The sequence below is a fragment of the Brucella thiophenivorans genome (assembly GCF_002252445.1).
GTDB lineage: Bacteria > Pseudomonadota > Alphaproteobacteria > Rhizobiales > Rhizobiaceae > Brucella > Brucella thiophenivorans.
Genome location: NZ_NNRJ01000052.1, coordinates 52,527 through 72,093, shown reverse-complemented (window position 1 = coordinate 72,093; position 19,567 = coordinate 52,527). Strand labels below are relative to the sequence as shown.

Sequence of the window (19,567 nt, the reverse complement as noted above, 5' to 3'; positions counted from 1 at the left end):
GAGCGTCCTTTTTTCCTTGAAATTCATTACCGTAAAAGAGGAACCTCTAAATTTGGGGCCTTTATCAGGAGCATTGCCGGAAACCGATGAAGGTCATTTGAGATAATGGATAGTCCACTCACCATGATCCGCGAAATGCATCGCTCGTTTTCTAGGTGTTTGATCCCAGGTTTTGATGGTGCACTATATTCCCAAGCTTGGAGGGATGCATTATGGGACAGATTTTACGCGGAAGAGCTGGCGGGGCGGGGGTGTCCGTCGTTATATAAAATTGGACATCAGAGCGGCTTGAGTATTGGAGGCTCTGGTTCGTTTGTTTGACTGATTATGCCACTTGTTTTTTTGTTGCAAGCGGCGTTGGCGGATTGTCAGTTTCTTGATCTTGTCCCTCAACGACAAAGCTTCAGAGCGAAGGTCCTTTACTTCCGGCGACGTAGCTTGCCGTGCCGTGTCGCCCCTCAGAGCCGACGCTTGCCCGCTTCCAGGAACTCCTTCGACCAACTGTAATAAAGGCTTTCGGCGATGACTTCGCGGCGGTACAACACAGAGATGCTTTCCTCTCCTCGAATACCCGCCAGAACGATGCAGATTTTTTCCTCTGCCGAATAGGTTTGACGGGTCTTGCGAAGGATGTTCTTGACAAGCTTGTCCGCCGCGTCTTCCGATGTCCCGGATGTCTTGTTCATCTTCAATCCATGAAAGTTATGATGAACCAGAAATCCTCCTTTGTCCACGCGACCTAAATCTGTCCCAAGAGTGCTGACTTCAGACAATCGTACATTTTTTAGCAAAACAGACATATCTACTCGACGGCAGCGATTATGCGGCGGAGCTTAACGCCTTTTCGGAATGATCAAGCGTGCGCAGTTTGATCCACGCGCAGCGCTGCAAAAGCAATTCTCTAACTTCGCCTGAAATAATCTGGCTCGTGTCATCTTTGGCCAACTTTGAGCGACATTGCCTCCAAAAACGCCTGCATAATGGGGTGGTCTCTGGGTTATCAGTGACCTTAAAACATTCAAGAATCTTGCTATATGAAATGTGTTTTCCATGCTGCGCACACTAAACTAGATCCAAAAATTCATTTGGAAGAAACATAATTAATATAATAAATTCAATTATTTATATTCAAAACCAAGGTCTTTCTTCTCCCTATAGACAGTTACAATAATCTATGCGTATAGTTATAACGATCTCTATTAAAGGGATGTTATAAAAGGGGACAATTTGGTATGATATCAAGACGTCAATTCTTGACTTATTCTGCTTTGGCTGGAACCACGTTGGCTATGCCAGGTCTCATTCGCAGCGCTTGGGCCGCAAACGAGACAATCAATATTGGTATTCCTGTACCTATTTCCGGACCATTTGCGGCCAATGGAAAATATGCCTCGATGGGAGCTATTCTGGCAGCAGAAGAGGCGGAAAAGAATCATGGTATCAAAGTCAAAACATTCGATTTAGACACTGAAGGCAAGCCTGCCACTGCTGTTCGCAAAATGCAGGATGCCATTGAACAAAATGGTATCAAGCTGTTTGCAGGCGGTATTCTTTCGTCTGAATCGCTCGCAATGGGCAAAGAGGCGACCAAAGCAAAAGCCACACTTTTCACTACCGCTGGTGCTGACGAGTTAACAGGTGTTGATTGCAACGCCGGAACTTATCGTTGGAGTGTGCCGACTTATGGAGCGATTGAGCAGACTGTTCGCCCTATCATCGAACAGATGCCTGAAGTGAAGCGCTGGTACACTATCACTCCGCAATATGTGTTTGGTGATGGCTTGCTCAATGCGGCTAAAAACGTCTTTGCGGAAAAGGGTGCTGAACATGTCGGCAACAGTTATCACTCTTTGACGGAAAAAGAGTTCAGCGGATATCTCACCAATGCGATTGGGGCAAAGCCGGATGCGTTGCTGATCCTTAACTTTGGCGCGCAGTCCTCCGACACGCTGCGTCAGGCGATCAGCTTCGGCCTGAAAGATCGTATGAAAATTGTTGTGGCATGGGCATCCGGTCTAGAACAATTTCAAGGTTTAGGACCTGACTTAAGTGAAGATGTCTATTTCGGTGCGCAATATTGGCACGGTGTGGATGCACCAGAGAATAAGGTATTGGCCGAGCTGACGCAGGCCAAATACGGTGAGGCTCCGAACTATTCGCTCGCAGGTTCATATCTGATGACCAAACTGCTGATTGATGCTGCGGTTCAGGCAGGCAGCACTGACGGCGATGCCATCGCCAAAGTGCTCAATGACATGAAATATGACGGCATCACGGGTGAAGAGCTTATCCGTTCTGGCGATCATCAGGTTATCAAAGATTATTACCTGCTGAGGGGTAAGGCTAAATCGGCGATGAAGGATAATATTGATTATGCTGATGTCGTATCATCAGGCAAATCATTCCTCGATCCCGAGGCTGCCGGTTGTAAAATGGGCTAAGCCTTAAGGGTTTATTTGACCTGATACAGCTCACATGTACGGGCATCCAGGCATGCCCGTGCTTGCTTCTTACCTTCAGGAGAACTCTGGTGATTTATTTGTTCCAGATGCTGAACGGCATCGGGCTGGGTATGCTTTATTTCCTGCTCGCTGTTGGGCTTAGCGTTATTTTCGGACTATTGCAGTTTGTAAACTTTGCCCATGGTGCATTTTATCTATTGGGCGCCTATCTGGCCTATGATCTGGTTGAACGTGGTTTCAGCTTTTGGGTGGCAATGCCCATTGCAACGGTGACTGTGGCAGCACTGGCAGCAATAACGGAAGCAGTGTTGCTGCGGCGTATTTATAAATTACCACATACATTCCACATCTTGGTAACGGTTGGTATGGCACTCGCCATACAGGAAATAGTTATCATTATCTGGGGCCCCTTGGGAGGCAGTGTTGCGGCACCAGCTGCGTTAAGCGGTGTGTTCATCTGGGGCGACTTTATCTACCCTCAATATCGTATTTTCGTGATCGTTTTCACAGCCATTCTGGCCGCTCTTTTGTGGTGGTTGCTAGAAGGAACAAGACTTGGCGCGATTGTACGCGCAGGCTCTGAATCCTCCGACAACATGGCGCTGCTCGGATATAACACCTTGCGTATCAATACGGCTATTTTTGCCCTTGGTGCAGGCCTCGCCGGCCTTGCCGGTGCCTTGGTCGCGCCAATCCGTGGTGTTGAACCGTTTATGGGCATCGATGCGCTCGGCATTGCCTTTGTTGTCGTCGTAATCGGCGGGATGGGCAGTTACACAGGGGCATTGGTTGCCGGCATTCTGGTTGGCGTGCTCCAAAGTATGATGGCCACGATCTGGCCTGAAGGTGCACGACTGATAATTTATCTGGGCATGGCGCTTATTATCATTTCAATGCCGCGCGGCCTGTTCGGGAGAGCATAAATCATGAAAACCCTGAACAATCCCTATTTTCAGTTTCTACTTGCTGTGGTCGCCGTCCTTGTCATGCCGCTTCTTATGAAATCCGGTATTTTGGCAACGGAAATCTTGATTTTTGCACTCGCGGTTACAGCTTGTAATCTGTTGCTGGGCTATACCGGGCTTTTATCTTTCGGACAGGGCATTTTCTTTGGCTCTGGTAGTTATATTGCCGGTATTTTGCTCACTCGCACCGGTATTCCTGCCGGCGTAATGCTGCCACTGGCAGTTGTCGGCGGCGCAGCCCTGGCAGCGCTCGTTGGCTGGTTTGCCATTCGCAGGCAAGGTGTCTACTTTGTTATGCTGACGCTTGCCTTCTCGCAGCTTTTCTTCTTTTTGGCCTATACATTCAGCGATATTACCGGTGGTGATAATGGTCTTCTGGATGTGCCACGCCCAAGTTTTGCAGGTGAGACACTATCATCACCTTGGTCATATTATGTCTATGTTGCGATCATCTTTCTTGTCGTCTTTGCGTTGCTTTTGCGCGTCATTCAATCAACCTTCGGCCGGACGTTGATTGCAATTCGTGAAAATGAAGAACGCGCAATTGCTGTTGGTTATCCGATCAAAGCGTTTAAAGTCGCGGCTTTTGCAATTTCTGGTGCCGTCACAGCTTTGGCTGGTGCACTGCATGCCATGCTAATTGGTGTGGCTCCGCTGACCAATATTGAACACCACACCAGTGAAGTCATTTTGATTATGACCATTATTGGCGGCAGCACGAGTTTGATCGCCTCTGTTATCGGCGCTGCGAGTTACTTGCTATTGGCTGACTGGCTGTCGGTAATCTGGCCGCGATGGTTGCTTTTACTCGGACTGGCGCTGATCGTTGTTTCGCTTTTTGCTCAAAAAGGTCTCTGGGGGTTGTTAGAAAAATTGGTTGCAGCGCTCTCATCTAAACGCGGAGAGACCGCGAAACCGGAAGCCGCGGAGGAGAAGTGATATGAGTGCAATTCATCCAACAAATTTCTCAGCCAAAATTGCCTTGGAAACAAAAGGCGTCGGTATCACATATGGTAAATTCGTTGCTCTTGCAGATGTAGACCTTTCGATCAAGGCTAACAGTGTCCACTCCATTATCGGGCCAAATGGTGCAGGGAAAACCACACTTTTTCATGCACTCACCGGTCGTGTAAAGGCTTCATCCGGTTCGATCCATCTTTATGGCAAGGACATTACCTCTGCGTCCGCTGAGGAGCGCGTCCAGCTTGGGGTTGCCCGTTCTTTTCAGGTTACCAGCCTGTTCCCGACATTGGATGTTTTCGAAAACCTGCGTCTTGCGGCTCAAGGCAAAACCCCATGGCAGGCACTTGCACCTTGGCGGAGTGCAGATAGCAATATTGAAGCGCTTGAGACGGCTGAACATGTGATGGAACGCCTGAATCTTGCCCATGTGCGCTCAAGGGCGGCAGGTGAGCTTTCCCATGGCCAGCAAAGACGGTTGGAAGTTGGAATGGCAATGGCCTCGAAACCGCTCGTCATCCTGATGGATGAACCGACATCGGGCATGGGTATCGATGATATTGAGGAAATGAAGCGCCTAATTAAAGATCTGGGACGTGATCATACAGTGCTGTTTATTGAGCATAACATGGGCATTGTGATGAATATCAGCGACACCGTGACAGTAATGCGCGCGGGTCGGAAGCTGGTAGAAGGACCCCCTGCCTTCGTGCGTGAAGATCCGGAAGTACAAAGGGCTTATCTGGGCAATATGATCACAGGAGATATCGCATGAGTGCTTTTCTTCAAGTGGAAAATATTCATAGCTATTATGGTAAAAGCCACATTGTGCAGGGTGTTTCACTGGAAGTGAATGCAGGTGAAATTGTCACTCTTCTTGGCCGAAATGGTGCTGGCAAAAGCTCAACTCTGAAATCCATCAGTGGATTGCTGACGCCCGCAAAAGGCCGTGTGATGGTTGCAGGCAAAAATATGGCCGGATTGCCTGCTTATAAAATCTCCCAGCAAGGTCTGGCGATGGTTCCCGAAGACCGGGGTATCTTTAGCATGCTAACGGTTGAAGAAAATCTTCAAATTTCCCAACGTAAAAATTCACCTTGGTCGATGGCTGATATTTACCGCATTTTTCCGCGGCTGGAAGAACGCCGGAAAAATGGTGGTAGTCAGCTATCGGGCGGTGAGCAGCAGATGCTTTCAATCGCTCGCGCACTGCTCAATAATCCAAAGCTTTTGATGTTGGATGAACCGGTTGAAGGTTTGGCGCCCGTCATAGTTGAGGAAATTGTTGAGCAGATCAAGAAAATCCGTGCTGCCGGTGTTCCCATTCTATTGATCGAGCAAAATCTGGCCGTCTGTACGGTACTTGCTGATCGTCACTACATTCTGGAATTGGGACGCATTGTTTACCACGGAACTGCACAGGAATTTATTGCTGATACTGATGCGCGAGACCGCTATCTGGGCGTTAAAGCGAATTAACATGCCGTGTCTGCCGAAGGAGGCGCACTTTTAATGTCTAACATGATTGTCGATGAAAACCGCTTATGGAACAGCCTGATGGAAACCGCCAAAATTGGCGGTCTCCCGAATGGTGGCGTGGCACGCTTGACGCTGACCGAGCATGATAAAAAGGTACGTGACTGGTTGACAGCTCAATGTGGAAAACTGGGCATGAGCGTTAAAATTGATGAAGTCGGTAATATGTTTGCCCTTCGCGAAGGGCGGAACAACGCACTCGCTCCGATTGCAATGGGCAGCCATCTGGATACACAGCCGACCGGCGGTAAATTCGATGGAGTTTTGGGGGTTCTTGGCGCATTGGAAGTGCTGCGTACACTTGATCAAAGTGGTTATGTCACTGAAGCACCGTTAATGCTGGTCAACTGGACGAATGAAGAAGGCTCGCGCTTTGCACCTGCCATGCTGGGCTCAGGCGTTTATGCGGGCGTTTACAGCCGTCATTACGCCGATAATCGTGAAGATGTGGAGGGCATTAAATTCGGCAATGCGCTGGATGACATCGGCTATCGCGGAGAGGCGACGAGGCAAGAGACTGGTTTTGGCGCTATGTTTGAATTGCATATCGAACAGGGGCCAATTCTTGAAGCACAAGAAAAGCTGATCGGCGTTGTTCAAGGCGTTCAAGGGATGCGCTGGTATGAGGGCCGTCTCATCGGTTGTGCTGCGCATACAGGATCAACACCGATGAGCATGCGCCGCAATGCTTTGCTTGGTGCAGCTCGTCTCATTTCTTTTGTTGATGATCTTGCTCACGAGCATGCGCCCCACGCTGTCGGCACAATTGGCTTTATGGAAATTACACCGAACTCCTCCAATGTTATTCCGGGTGAGGTGCATTTTACCGTTGATATCCGTCATCCCGATGATGCCGTACTGGACGAAATGGAAGCTCGCATTTTTGAAATTTTCGATCAGCAAAAAGAATTGAACGCTCTTGATGGTTCGCTCGAATGCATTTCAAGAAACGATGCTGTTGTGTTCAATTCTGATTGTATCGGATCTGTTCGCCATGCTGCCGACAAACACGGGTATAGCAGTATGGATCTGATTTCGGGTGCGGGACATGATGCAGCGCACACCGCAACAATTGCGCCGACAACCATGATCTTTGTGCCGAGTGAAGGTGGCTTGAGCCACAATGAGGCAGAGGCTACGAGCTCGACAGAGTGCACGGCCGGTGTCCAGGTTTTGCTTGATGCTGTGATGCATTATGACCGCAAAATCGCAGAACAGCAAAGCGCGGTTTGAGGATAACAAATGCGAATTCTGATTGCTCGTCTCAACCACGAGACCAATAGCTTTTCACCTGTCGTGACAGATTTAAATTCCTTCAACCCACATTTTGCTGCCGATGCTGCGCAATTTGCCCATGGCTCCAATACGGCGTTGGGAGCATTTTATGATTATGCAATACGGAAGAATGCGGAGATTATTGTGCCCCTGGCCGCAACCGCCAATCCGAGCGGACCGGTCGAGGATGAGGCGTTCGAGCATCTTTGTGGTGCAATCACCGAGGGTGTAGCAAAGGGTTGCGACCTTATTTTGCTTGATCTGCACGGTGCGATGGTGACGCGCTCTTATGATGATGGCGAGGGCGAGTTGTTGCGCCGTGTACGGGCTCTTGCGCCGATCACTCCGATTGGTGTGGCTCTTGATCTACATGGCAACATCACGCAGACTATTCTCGATAATTGCGATTGTATCGTTGGTTTTAAAACCTATCCGCATATTGATATGTTTGCGACCGGCGAGCATGTCACCCGCGTCATCGACAAGATGTTGGATGATGGTTTGAAGCCTCAACAAGCGCTCAGTCACCCGCCGATGCTGGCGGCAACATTACGCATGAATACCAATGAAGATTGTGCGATGACGGATGTCATTAATCTGGCGAAGGAAGCTGAGAAACGTGAAGGCATTCATGCTGTAACGGTTTTTGGTGGATTTCCGATCGCTGACTTAAAAGAAACGGGCCTCTCCATCGTAGTGGTTGCGGATAATAGTGATCAGGCGCAAGCCGTTGCGGCTGAAATTGCCGGCGTTGCATGGCAGCGTCGTGACGAGTTTTTATATACTGAAACGCCGCTCGAAACATCGGTTAGTGAAGCTGAGAGAGAACGTCATAAGCATTCGTCGGGCTACATCCTGATGCTTGATCATGGCGACAACTGTATGTCGGGCGGTACATGCGAAAATATGGATGTTTTACAAGCTTCCGTTGAAGCGGGACTTACCAATATTGTGGCAGGTCCATTCAGTGATCCTGATGTTGTTGATCAGTTGTTTAAGGCAGGCGTCGGCGCACAAACCACGATCAAACTTGGCAACAAAATCTCTGCGGATGACTTCATTCTGCCAAACCCGCCTCTTGAGCTGACAGGAACCGTGACAGCTCTCAGTGATGGTGATTATGTTGTCTCGGGGCCGATTTATACAGGCCAGTTATGCCATATGGGGCGTAGTGTTGCATTTAAAACGAACGAAGCTACAATTCTGATTTCAGAATTGCCGCATGAGCCATGGGATCTGGGTGTATTCAACTGCGCCAATATTGACGCTTTGCAAGCCGATTATCTGATATTAAAGTCGCGCATGTATTGTCGCCCAGTATTCGAACCTCACGCTTTAGCTGTTGTTGAATGTGCGAGCGGTGGTGTAACCAGTTCCAATTACCAATTGTTTTCGTTCAAAAAATTAGCAAGGCCCATTTACCCTCTGGATGATGAGGCCGTCTGGCAGTGACGGGATAAAATATGTATCAGATGTCAGGCAAAATTGATAAGGCGGTTAAGTTCAAACGCATAAAACTCTCGGATCAGATTGCCGAGGATTTACGTCGAACTATCGCTGGCGAAAAGATGGTTCCCGGTGACCGTTTGCCAAATGAAAAAGCACTGATGGAGCATTATGGCTGCGCTAAAGGCACTATCAGAGAAGCCTTAAAGGCACTTGAAGTTGAAGGCTTGATCGCCATGCAATCCGGCCCCAACGGAGGGCCGGAAATTCAGCCGTCTTCACTTGAAATTGCGATGCAACAGCTTCGTCAATATATGCATTTTCAGACACTGACATTTCAAAATGTCTATGAAGTGCGAAAATCTATAGAAGTGGCATTAGCACAGAGTGTGATGGGCAAACTGACAGATGATGATTATCGCAAACTGGAAGAGAATATCGACATCTGTGTCAATGCCAATCGAGATGGCAACCGCGCCGTCGGGCGTTCTGCTGAGACGGAATTTCATGACATTTTATGTGATGCTTCCGATAATCCGCTGCTGATTTTTATCTGCCGCTTTCTCAATAGTCTTTTGCGTGATCTGGTGAGTTTCCGGTCTCAAAGCCTGAAGGAGCATGAGCTGTTCGGCGATCATAATGTGGCAAGCCATATCGCATTGGTTGAGGCTTTCAAGCGCCATGATAAACAAGCTGCGGCCAAGATCATGGAAGACCATATGTGTTGTGCGGAAGATTTTATGTGCCAATTGGATGCTGCTTTTAACAGCGATTTGCTCACCCGTTCTTCCGGTTAATTAAAAAGTGTTTAGTCAAAGACAATCACTTGCCTAATCGCTTTTCCCTGATCAAGAAGGTCAAAACCCTCATTGATCTCATCAAGTGTCAGAACGCCGGTCAAGAGCTTGTTTACGGGCAGTTTCCCAGCCTTATAAAGCGCAATATAACGGGGAATATCGCGCTGAGGCACGCAAGAGCCCATATAGCTGCCTTTAACGGTGCGCTCGTCTCCCACCAGATTAACGGCTGGTATTTTGAATTCCGAATTTGGCGCTGCAAGACCTGCGGTCACAGTCTGGCCGCCGCGTTTGGTGATTTTGTAAGCGAGTTCGAAAGCTGGCACGGCCCCCGCAAGTTCCACCGCATGATCAACGCCGCCACGCGTATCGGAGCGGATTTTTTCAACGATACCCGCTTCGCTCGCAAGATAGGTTTTGGTTGCACCGAGCTCAGCGGCAATTGCCAGCTTTTCACTCGATAAATCGATGGCGATGATTTCAGTGGCACCCGCTGCAACCGCACCCAATAAAGCAGCAAGGCCAACGCCGCCCAGGCCAACAATTGCAACACTTTGCCCCGGCTGCACCTTGCAGGTGTTGATAATTGCGCCGACACCGGTTTGCACTGCACAACCAAAAAGTGCCAGTTCAGCAAATGGAAGATCAGCATCAACCTTCACGACGGAATTGCGCGAAATCACGGCATATTCTGCATAGGCTGAGACACCGCAATGATGATAAATATCTTCGCCATCTGCAAAGTCGTGGATACGGATTGCACCTGACATCAGCACGCCATTGCCGTTTGCAACCGCTCCCGGAATACACAATGCAGCACGGCCTTCCGCACAGGGAAGACAATGGCCGCATGTGGGCTGGAAAGTCATGACAACCCGGTCACCTTCCGCAAGATCCCTGATTGCAGAACCTACCTTGATCACAGTTCCGGCAGCTTCGTGCCCCAGCACCATCGGGGTCTGTCGTGGGCGGTTGCCATTGATAACCGACAGGTCAGAATGACAAAGACCCGCGGCACCGATCTTGATCAGCAGTTCTTCTGGTCCGGGTTCGTCCAGTTCGACATCTTCAATGATGAGAGGGCGGGTCTGGGCATAAGGGGCCGAAACGGGAGAATGTCTGAGAACGGCAGCGCGGGTTTTCATCAAGCTTGTTCCATATTGCAAGTCGTATTGAGCGACGATCTTATCAGGGTCAGACGGTGCGTCCACCATCAACTGGAAGCAGAACCCCGGTGATGAAGGCGGCGTCGTCTGATGAGAGATAAAGGGTTGCACGCGCAATATCATCTGGTCGCGACATGCGTCCCAGTGGGATTGTCGAGACAAATTTTGCTCTGTTTTCCGGCGTGTCCGGTTGACCCATAAACGATTCCAGCAACCCCGTTTCACCCATAACCGGACAAATCGCATTGACGCGGATTTTATCCGGCGCAAGTTCAACCGCCATTGATTGCGACAGGATATTGACCGCGCCCTTGGTCGAATTATACCAGGTCAGACCCGGGCGGGGTCTGATACCCGCAACGGAGCCGATGTTTACAATCGAGCCTCCACCATTTTCGCGCATCAATGGTACGATGACATTCGAAATATGATAGATCGATTTTACGTTAATAGCGTAAACGCGATCAAACTCTTCTTCCGTTACGTCCAGCATCGGCTTGTTACGGTGGGTCCAGCCTGCATTATTGACAAAAACATCAGGCGTGCCGAAAGCATCGACCATTTTATTGACCGCTTGTTCAATTTGCTCGCGGGATGTCACATCTGCCGTGAGTGCAATGGCGCTCGCTCCAATTTCTGACGCTACGCGTTCGGCAGCATCGGCACGCAGATCTAGCACACCAACTTTCGCGCCTTCATCGGCGAAAAGCTTGGCAATCCCTTCGCCAAAACCACCGCCTGCACCGGTAACAATCGCTATTTTGCCGTCAAGTCGCCCCTTAGGATTGGTCATTGTTATTCCTCAGTCGTGTTTGATCACAAGTGTCTTCAGGGCAGAGAATTCATAGAGTGCTTCAAAGCCCTTTTCCCGCCCGTGGCCAGATTTCTTGACGCCACCGAAAGGCAGTTCAATGCCGCCGCCTGCGCCATAAGCATTGATATAGACCTGACCAGCGCGGACCTTGCGTGCTACGCGCACAGCGCGAGAGGTATCTCGTGTCCATACGCCCGCCACCAGACCGTATTCAGTGGCATTGGCAAGCGCGATTGCGTCGGCTTCATCATCAAATGGCATGGCTGCAAGCACCGGTCCAAACACCTCGTCGCAAGCCAGTTGGTTGTCTCGTGCGACAGGGCCATAGAGCGTTGGCAATACATAGAAACCGTCTTTCGGCGCATTCTCATGACGTTTGCCCTGAGCAAGCATTGGAACGCCTTCAGTCTCCGCACGCGTGAAGAAGGTTTCGACACGGTCTTTCTGTTTCGCGTTGATGACCGGCCCTAAATCAGGATTGTCATGCGGTGCGCCCGCACGAAGCGCTTTGAAGCGTTCCGCGACAAGTGGGATAACCTTATCCCATATGGATTTCTGGACCAAAAGACGTGCACCGGCGGAACATGTCTGACCGGCATTCTGGATGATGGCCGCCACCAGAACAGGAACACATGCTTTAAGGTCTGCGTCTTCGAAAACGATCTGTGGGCTTTTACCGCCCAGTTCCAGTACGCAGCCAATATGATTTTTGGCAGCAGCCGTCTGGATCAGCACGCCAACCTGTGGCGAACCTGTGAAAGCGATGAAATCAATCCCCGGATGTTCGGACAGTGCTGATCCAGCCTCATGCCCCAGACCGGGAACGACATTGATAGCACCTTCAGGGAAGCCTACTTCTGCGGCGAGCTCTGCGATGCGCAATGGTGTCAGACATGCATCTTCCGCAGGTTTCAGAACAGTTGCATTGCCCATTGCAAGCGCTGGTCCAAGTGTACGACCGATCATCTGTGCAGGATAATTCCATGGAATAATATGGCCTGTCACACCAAGAGGCTCGCGCTCTCCCGTTACAAAATAGCCTTTGAGGAACGGAATTTGTTCGCCATGAACCTTGTCGGCGGCACCGCCGTAAAATTCAAAATATCGTGCCGATGCATCAATATCTGCGCGTGCTTGCTTGATAGGTTTGCCGCAATCGCGCGCTTCAAGCTCCGCAAGTTCATCGGCATTTGCAAGAATGGCCTCACCAAGCTTTGACAATAACCGACCACGTTCAGTTGCAGTCAGTTTTGACCATGCACCGCCTTCAAATGCTGCGCGCGCGGCTTTCACCGCACGATCGACATCTTCCGCTCCGGATGCAGAAATTTCGGCAAACACAATGCCTTCAGCAGGCGCGACAACATCCACTGTTTTGCCGCTGGAAACCTTCTCCCAGCGATTGTTGATGAAGCAGCCTTTGGCGGGGAGAATTTTGCTAGCACGAGGGTAATGAAAACTCACGCGACGTTCCTTTCGAATGCAATGTCGCTGTCGATTTGTCCGCGCTCCACGGTGATGGTGCGAGACGCAAAATTACGCAGCAAATGGGGATTGGATTCAGTGATGATGATAGCCAGAGTGGGGTCTATTTCGCGCAGCTTGCCCAGTGCCTCGGCGTAGCGGTTTGCCAGAACAGGTGCCAACCCTTGAAACGGTTCGTCCAGCAGCAGCAATTTTGTAGACAGCATCAGCGCGCGTCCGAGAGCCACCATTTTACCCTGACCGCCAGACACGGAACCTGCAGGCCGTGGGCCAAGCGTTTCAAGTTCCGGCATGACGAGATAAATGCGTTCCAGCCGCTGCCTGGTTTCTGCTGCACTTAATTGTGCCACTTGCGCCGGAAGCAGAATATTTTCGGTGATCGTGAACCGGGAGAATAAGCGCCGGTCTTCCGGCGCATAACCGATCCCCAAAGATGGCCGCTTATAGGGTGCAACTTTCGAAAGATCATTACCTTCGAAGCTGATTTCACCGGTGGAACGGGTAAAGCCCATGAGTGTGCGTAACAGCGTGGTTTTGCCGGCGCCATTGCGCCCAACCAATGCCACAGACTCCGCAGCATCAAGACTAAAATTGATGTTGCGCAGAATGGGAATGTTACCAATTGAGGCGTCTACGTTTTTGAAAACAAGCATCGTCAGCCTCCGATCACATTGCGAATGACTTCTGGATCATTGAGTACGCTTTTAGGGTCACCAGTCGTCTGGATGACGCCTTGTGCCCAGACGGCAACACGGGTTGCGTATCGCGAGACCATTTCCATATCGTGTTCCACAAAGACCGAACTGACTTTGGCTTTGTGCAATGCGTTCATGAGTGTTTCCATCACCGCAAATTTGTCGGCAGAGGCGACACCGGAAGTCGGCTCATCCATGAGGAGCACGCGTGGTTTCAGCGCAAGTGCGATTGCTATATCCACAAGCTTACGCTTGCCTTCCGGCAGCTCGCTGGCCAAACGGTCACGAATATCGGCGCAGCCAACCAGTTCCAGAAGCGCTTCCATTTCGCCGCGCTCAGGGATCGCATAAAGCGATCTGAGAAGGTTCCAATGCCGTTCGCGAACCGAGGCCGCAAGCAGCATGTTTTCCAGAACCGTCTGTTCGGCAAAGAGTTGCGGGATCTGAAACGCACGTGCGATGCCGAGACGCGTGATCGAACGCGGCTTTTGCGCTGTAATTTCCTTGCCTTCAAACACCACCGACCCCGCCTGCGGGCGCAGATAACCGGTGCAGATATTGAGGAACGTGGTTTTCCCCGCCCCATTGGGACCGATAATTGCCAGATGCTCACCTTCGTAAAGCGAAAGGTTGATCCCATCGGCGGCAATGATGCCGCCAAAACGGAGCTTGAGACCTTCAGCCCTTAGCAACAGCGGCGTAGTCGTCTGAGCTGTCATTGGTTTGCCTCTGAAGATGTGGTTGCTGTGACACTGCCTTCGGATTTTGCCCGCTTTCGGTTGAAAGCGCGGTTCCAAAGTTCAACGATGCCGCCCGGAGCCCAAAGGATGATGATGATCAGCGTTACGCCTAGAATGAGCTGCCAGCTATCGGTGAGCAGTGAAGCTGCGTAAGTGCGGATAAGCTCGAAGATAAAGGTTCCACTCAATGCACCTGCAACGTGACCGGGGCCTCCGAGGACTGCGATAAAGACAAACTCGGATGAGCGGGTCCAGAATGCATGTTCGGGCGTAGCAAGTCCCTGCACGATACCCATCAAAACACCGCCAAGTCCGCACAATACGGCAGAGATAACATAGCCGGTTAACAAAACTGCCTTTGCCGAGAGGCCGAGATATTCAAGGCGGGTTTCATTGGTTTTGATGGCGCGCAGCGCCTGTCCCAGCGGAGAGCGAAGGTAACGCCAGACCAGAAAGAAACAGAGCGCCGCCAAAGCGAGGATAACAAAATAGATCACCAGATCGAATTCAGCGCGCTTGAACTCCATTCCAAGGAATGTCGGACGCCGAATACGCATGCCATCGGAACCGCCGGTGATGTGGAAGGCTTTTTCCAGAATGGAATAAAAAACCATCGAGAAGGCAAGATTGATCATGCCAAAGAAAATGCCGCGATAGCGCGTAACAAAAACGCCAACGATCAAGCCCGCAAGCAGTGAGGCGACAAGAGCGGCCAAAATCAGAAGCGAGAGGTCAATCCCGCGGAAACTCGTTGAAAGAAACGCGGCAGCATAAGCGCCTATTGCGAAAAACATCGCATGCCCGAATGAAACCTGATCTGCACGCAGCAGGATCAGAATTCCAAGCACTGCCAGGCTCTTTGCCATGACCATGGCGACAAACGTCGTCGAACTGTCCATCGCGAAGGGAAGGATTCCAAGTGCGAGGATGACGGCAATAAAGGCTAGAAATCGCTTATCCATCAGATTTTCCTCACGGTTTCTTTGCCAAACAGGCCGTTGGGCTTCACCAGAAGAACAAGCACCATGATGAGATAAGGCGTAATGACTTCAAGTTCCGGGCTAAGATGCACGGCAAAAGCGCGCGCAATACCAATCATCAAAGCGGAGATTGCAGCACCCTCGATCTGACCAAGACCGGCGGTCGCGGCAACAGCAAAAGACAGCACGATCATATTGGCACCCATGCCCGTGACCAAAGATGTCGTGGGCGTTGCCAGCGCGCCGCCAAGCGCTGCAAAGCATGCGCCGAGCACGAATGTCAGCAGATAAACGCGGGTTGCATTGATGCCAATTGCAGTTGCGGCTTCACGATCTTCTGTGACTGCCAGAATTTGTGAGCCGGTATTGGTGTGGCGTAAAAAATAACGCAGGAAGATCAGCACAATCACGGCAGCAAATGGCAGGAAGAGTACCTGATAGACGGTATAATTTATACCGAGGAAAGACACATTGCCGAGCAATGTCAGCGGCGTAGACATATAATAGGGCTGCACACCCCAGATCATGCGCTGCAGATTTTCGAGGATCATGAACACCGCAAACGTCACCAGAAGCTGGAGAACGGGTTCTTTGTTGTAAATGCGCTGAAGCAGAAATCTTTCGATCACACCGCCGAGCAAAACGCCGACAAGAATGGCTGCGGCAAGCAGTGCGGGGTAGGTGAGCCAGGGATTATAGCCATTACTCACTAGCCATTGACCCATTGTTGCTGCAACATACGCGCCAATTGCATAGAGGCTACCATGCGCTATGTTGAGAATACCCAGAACACCGAAAATGAGTGTGAGGCCAACAGCGACAAGGAAAAGCAATGACGCGTAGGCAATGCCGTCGAGCAATGCCAGAACGACGAAATTAGAAGTCATAGATTTGTTCCTGCTTGCTTTTTATCCAGCACAATCCGCAATGATCAGTTGAACGGCCCCATCGATGCTCTGCGATGGGGCCGGTGCCATCATTATTTGTGGTTGTAGCTTGTGCCGTCGATCTTGAGCTTGTCCGCAGGGAAAGTCTTAATCCATTCGATCGAGTTTTCCCCGACAGGTGCTGTAATTCCGGCACCATCGTAGATTTCCATTTTATCTATAATCTTGAATGGATAGGCTTCCGCTTTGGCGGTCGTCCCGACAAGCTGCGCTTCAACAGCCTGACCATCTTCACGGATAACCAGCGGACGCCCAAAGCCCTTATATTCGAGGCCAACCATGGCCTCTGCTATCTGATCTTTATCCGGCCACTCACCACCATTGGCTGCAATGGCCTTTGCATAAACGGCCTCTAGAGCCGCGAAGGCCTGAGCCATGTGATAGACGGAATAGATTGGATAGGCACCGGTCTTGGCTTTGAAGTCCGCATTGAATTTCTTAAACTTTTCGTCTTCAAGCATTTCCGGATGCAGGAAATAATGGTCCCCGCGGGCTGCTACGATAACGCCTTCCGGAAGATCGTCGCCAAGACGTTCAAGTGAGGATTCTGCCAGCGCCAGAACAAATTTTGACTGGTCAAAGAGACCGCGCTGCTTGGCCTGACGCACAAAAGTATCAAGATCGCCACCCCATGAGGTGGACAGAATGACATCTGGCTTGAGAGCTTGCAGGCGCGAAACTTCTGTCGAGAAGTCTGCTGCACCAAAAGCTGGGAACAGTTCGGCGACCACCTCAACGTCAGGACGTTGGGTTTTCAAAGCTGTTGAGAAAATTTCCCAGCTATCACGTCCCCAGGCATAGTCCTGATTAACCACTGCAATAGTCTTGAAATCAGGATTGTGCTTGAGCAGATAGGCCAGCGGTGCAAGCACTTCGGGCGTTGCATTGGCCTGTGTACGGAACACATAATTATATTTGTCGTCTTCGAGGATGCGTTGCGTGCCGCAATCCCACATGAAGTTGACGACTTCGAGATCTTCTGCAAGGGGCGCTATTTTATTACAAACGCCTGAGGAAATGGAGGCGAACATCACATCAACGCCGACATCTTCAGCGAGACGGCGATATTCGGTCATCAATGTTTCAAGACCTGCACCTTCATCGACGAAGTGCAATTTGATTGGCACGCCATCGATGCCGCCTTTTGCATTGATCTGCTCGGCAAGCATGACGGCTGCCTCGCGTCCCGGAACACCAAAGACTGAAGGTGCACCTGACGAATAGGTGGTAATTCCGATCTGAAGTTCTTTTGGCTTTTCGGCAGCATATGCGGTTGTCGAAAGTGCGGTTGCGGCAGCGAAAATCAGAGCTGCCGAGGTCAATTTACCCGTTGCTCCAAAAAAATGATTCATCGTTCCCATAATTCCTCCCAGTTCCTCCGATCCCAAATCCCTCGAAGGTTAGCCATATTGTGATGAGGAGAGGGGCGCGTATCAAATTGATTAATTCGCTTCCCGCCATATAAAAACGTTCTAGCTAAAGCCAAAGCGATAAAGTTTATATGGCAAAGCCTTGGATAAAAGGGAGTTTTTAAACGCTATCGGAATTGTTAGGAAGGATCGTTGCGCCTGCCCACTGACCCGTTCGAGCCAGATCGCGCAAGACCTCCCGACTAAGCGCTTCGATGGCCGCAACGGCATTTGTCATCGGCCGTTCAATTGAGTGCGTCAGATAGATGGAACGTTGAATCTGAGGGTTAGCAATCTTCCAACACGTGAGAATTCCTGCTTCCACTTCACGCGCGATGGCATTGAACGGCAGGATGGAATAGCCGATGCCGGAGCGAACCAGTTCCTTAATATTGGAGTAAGAATCGACATCAATAATTGTGTTGAGCCGCAGATCAAACGAAATTGCCTGCCGTTCCAGAAGCTCGCGCAGGCCATGCGCTTCACTTGGCAGTATCAATGGCAACTGAGCGATAAGCTTGTAGTCCAGAATCTCCCCCGGTGCAGGAACAGTCACATCTTTTACAGGCTCGGCGGGACCAAAGAAAACGAGTTCCTCTTCCAGCATGCGCACCATCGCTATGCCGCGATCATCGACGTTGCGATAAAGGACTGCAAGATCGATCCGCGCATCACGCATCCATTCCAGAACAAAGCCACTCATGGCTTCTGCTATACGCAGTTTGATTTTCGGGTAACGCATTCGGGCAGCTAGAATGAGCGGTACTGCCAGAATTTGGCTTATCGTACCCGGAAGCCCCAGTCTTACTTCTCCGCTCGGGTCATTGTCGTGCCCGCGTATTTCTTCCTCGGCGATTGTGAGCTGGTCGAGAATGATGCGAGCATTTTTAAGAAGGATTTCACCGGCTTCGGTAGGAACAACGCCCTTCGGGCTTCTGGAAAGCAGCGGCGTTCCGAGATCAAATTCCATATTTCGAACATGCAGCGACAAGGCGGGCTGAGCGATGTGCAATAGATTGGCTGCGCGCGAAAATGAGCCTTGCTCGGCAATAGCGACGAAATACCGAAGCTGTCGAATATCCATCACTTTACCTTATGAAAGAGGCTAACATTTATAAGCGAAAAGCATAGCTATTGAATTTATTGAACGCAATATAATGTTTATCGACGCGTGAGAATCCAGCAAACCAAGGGCTGAGACAGAGATGCGCTGTTTTCGCGAATGGTCACATTCTCCCGCCACGCCTTCGCCAGCTGAACACTGTTTTTATGAATAGATTCAGAGCGTTGTGGATCAACACGCAGGAGATAATCTGTAAAGTCTTCCAGAGATTGAAATTTACTCTCGCGATCCCAGCGTTGTAGATCAACCAGCTTTAGCGTTCCATCGCCAATCAGCATATCGACGGCATGTGCGGCAAGTGCCCTGATTTCGCTTTCGTCTTCGACGGGTCGCATGGCACGAAAAAAGCTTCCAGCAGCCAGTGGTTCGATGACCAGAACCAAACCGCCAGGACGCACAATAGTGGCGGCTGCCATAACAGCCTGTTGCATATCGGCGGGCGGCACATGATGTAGAGAATTGAGGAAATATGCGGCGTCGAAACTCCCTACTTCAAGAGGAGGTTGTTCAGCCGTTCCTTCAATAAAGCTTAAATGTTGGTGTGACTTGCGAGCTTGCTCAATCGATTCAGCTGATGGATCAACGCCTGTCACGTCAAAGCCATCAGCCGCGAGCCTTGCGGCCATCTCGCCATAACCGCAGCCAAAATCAACAATTTGTCTGGCCTGCACTTTGTGTAAAGCATTGGCAATAATGCTGAATGTGTCAGCCTTGACCGCACGTGCACGGGCGATTGATGAGTTCTTATGCGGACGATCAAGGGACAT

General features: G+C 50.4%; 19 protein-coding genes. 8 read left to right on the top strand and 11 right to left on the bottom strand.

Annotated features, from left to right (window positions below; genetic code table 11):
* Positions 1-458 precede the first annotated feature (458 nt).
* On the bottom strand, positions 459-686 hold the full coding sequence (locus CEV31_RS17030) for a hypothetical protein (protein WP_094508777.1): 228 nt from the start codon (positions 684-686) through the stop codon (positions 459-461).
* Positions 687-1,289: 603 nt separating this feature from the next.
* Here CEV31_RS17030 and CEV31_RS17025 point away from each other — a divergent pair.
* The 8 genes from CEV31_RS17025 to CEV31_RS16990 all read left to right on the top strand — a co-directional run bounded on the left by CEV31_RS17025 (position 1,290) and on the right by CEV31_RS16990 (position 9,441).
* Positions 1,290-2,441: an ABC transporter substrate-binding protein gene (locus CEV31_RS17025; protein WP_235818144.1), complete on the top strand. Its 1,152-nt coding sequence runs from the start codon at positions 1,290-1,292 to the stop codon at positions 2,439-2,441.
* An 89-nt stretch (positions 2,442-2,530) separates the two neighbouring features.
* A complete protein-coding gene (locus tag CEV31_RS17020; protein ID WP_210190945.1) occupies positions 2,531-3,385 on the top strand; it encodes a branched-chain amino acid ABC transporter permease in 855 nt (284 codons plus the stop codon).
* Positions 3,386-3,388: 3 nt separating this feature from the next.
* A complete protein-coding gene (locus CEV31_RS17015; protein WP_094508773.1) occupies positions 3,389-4,366 on the top strand; it encodes a branched-chain amino acid ABC transporter permease in 978 nt (325 codons plus the stop codon).
* Between the two features lies 1 nt (position 4,367).
* Positions 4,368-5,162 carry an ABC transporter ATP-binding protein gene (locus CEV31_RS17010; protein ID WP_094508771.1) on the top strand — a complete coding sequence of 265 codons (795 nt, stop codon included), beginning with the start codon at positions 4,368-4,370 and terminating at the stop codon, positions 5,160-5,162.
* Complete coding sequence (locus tag CEV31_RS17005; protein ID WP_094508769.1) at positions 5,159-5,866, top strand: ABC transporter ATP-binding protein; 708 nt, start codon at positions 5,159-5,161, stop codon at positions 5,864-5,866. Before CEV31_RS17010 ends, CEV31_RS17005 begins: the two co-directional genes overlap by 4 nt.
* Before the next feature lie 33 nt (positions 5,867-5,899).
* Positions 5,900-7,156, top strand: coding sequence for a M20 family metallo-hydrolase (locus CEV31_RS17000; RefSeq protein WP_094508767.1), 1,257 nt, complete (start codon positions 5,900-5,902; stop codon positions 7,154-7,156).
* 9 nt (positions 7,157-7,165) lie between these two features.
* Positions 7,166-8,650: a M81 family metallopeptidase gene (locus CEV31_RS16995; protein ID WP_094508765.1), complete on the top strand. Its 1,485-nt coding sequence runs from the start codon at positions 7,166-7,168 to the stop codon at positions 8,648-8,650.
* 20 nt (positions 8,651-8,670) lie between these two features.
* Entirely contained in the window at positions 8,671-9,441 is a 771-nt protein-coding gene (locus CEV31_RS16990; RefSeq protein ID WP_094508763.1) for a FadR/GntR family transcriptional regulator, read from the top strand.
* 11 nt (positions 9,442-9,452) lie between these two features.
* On the opposite strand, the gene CEV31_RS16985 is transcribed toward CEV31_RS16990, so the two are convergent.
* The 10 genes from CEV31_RS16985 to CEV31_RS16940 all read right to left on the bottom strand — a co-directional run bounded on the left by CEV31_RS16985 (position 9,453) and on the right by CEV31_RS16940 (position 19,567).
* A complete protein-coding gene (locus tag CEV31_RS16985) occupies positions 9,453-10,586 on the bottom strand; it encodes a zinc-dependent alcohol dehydrogenase family protein (RefSeq protein ID WP_094508761.1) in 1,134 nt (377 codons plus the stop codon).
* 49 nt (positions 10,587-10,635) lie between these two features.
* Positions 10,636-11,400, bottom strand: a complete 765-nt coding sequence (locus CEV31_RS16980) for a glucose 1-dehydrogenase (RefSeq protein ID WP_094508759.1) — start codon at positions 11,398-11,400, stop codon at positions 10,636-10,638.
* A 9-nt stretch (positions 11,401-11,409) separates the two neighbouring features.
* Entirely contained in the window at positions 11,410-12,885 is a 1,476-nt protein-coding gene (locus CEV31_RS16975) for an aldehyde dehydrogenase family protein (RefSeq protein WP_094508757.1), read from the bottom strand.
* The gene (locus tag CEV31_RS16970) at positions 12,882-13,559 is read right to left on the bottom strand and encodes an ATP-binding cassette domain-containing protein (RefSeq protein ID WP_094508755.1); all 678 of its coding nucleotides are present in this window, start codon (positions 13,557-13,559) and stop codon (positions 12,882-12,884) included. Before CEV31_RS16970 ends, CEV31_RS16975 begins: the two co-directional genes overlap by 4 nt.
* Before the next feature lie 2 nt (positions 13,560-13,561).
* Entirely contained in the window at positions 13,562-14,320 is a 759-nt protein-coding gene (locus CEV31_RS16965; RefSeq protein WP_094508753.1) for an ABC transporter ATP-binding protein, read from the bottom strand.
* Positions 14,317-15,303 carry a branched-chain amino acid ABC transporter permease gene (locus CEV31_RS16960; RefSeq protein ID WP_094508751.1) on the bottom strand — a complete coding sequence of 329 codons (987 nt, stop codon included), beginning with the start codon at positions 15,301-15,303 and terminating at the stop codon, positions 14,317-14,319. The genes CEV31_RS16965 and CEV31_RS16960 overlap by 4 nt, the downstream gene beginning before the upstream one ends.
* Positions 15,303-16,208, bottom strand: a complete 906-nt coding sequence (locus CEV31_RS16955) for a branched-chain amino acid ABC transporter permease (protein ID WP_094508749.1) — start codon at positions 16,206-16,208, stop codon at positions 15,303-15,305. The genes CEV31_RS16960 and CEV31_RS16955 overlap by 1 nt, the downstream gene beginning before the upstream one ends.
* 92 nt (positions 16,209-16,300) lie before the next feature.
* Positions 16,301-17,629 (bottom strand): ABC transporter substrate-binding protein, encoded by a 1,329-nt coding sequence (locus tag CEV31_RS16950; RefSeq protein WP_235818143.1) that lies wholly within the window; start codon positions 17,627-17,629, stop codon positions 16,301-16,303.
* 169 nt (positions 17,630-17,798) lie between these two features.
* Complete coding sequence (locus tag CEV31_RS16945) at positions 17,799-18,761, bottom strand: LysR family transcriptional regulator (RefSeq protein ID WP_094508747.1); 963 nt, start codon at positions 18,759-18,761, stop codon at positions 17,799-17,801.
* A gap of 77 nt (positions 18,762-18,838) precedes the next feature.
* Positions 18,839-19,567 (bottom strand): class I SAM-dependent methyltransferase, encoded by a 729-nt coding sequence (locus CEV31_RS16940; protein WP_094508745.1) that lies wholly within the window; start codon positions 19,565-19,567, stop codon positions 18,839-18,841.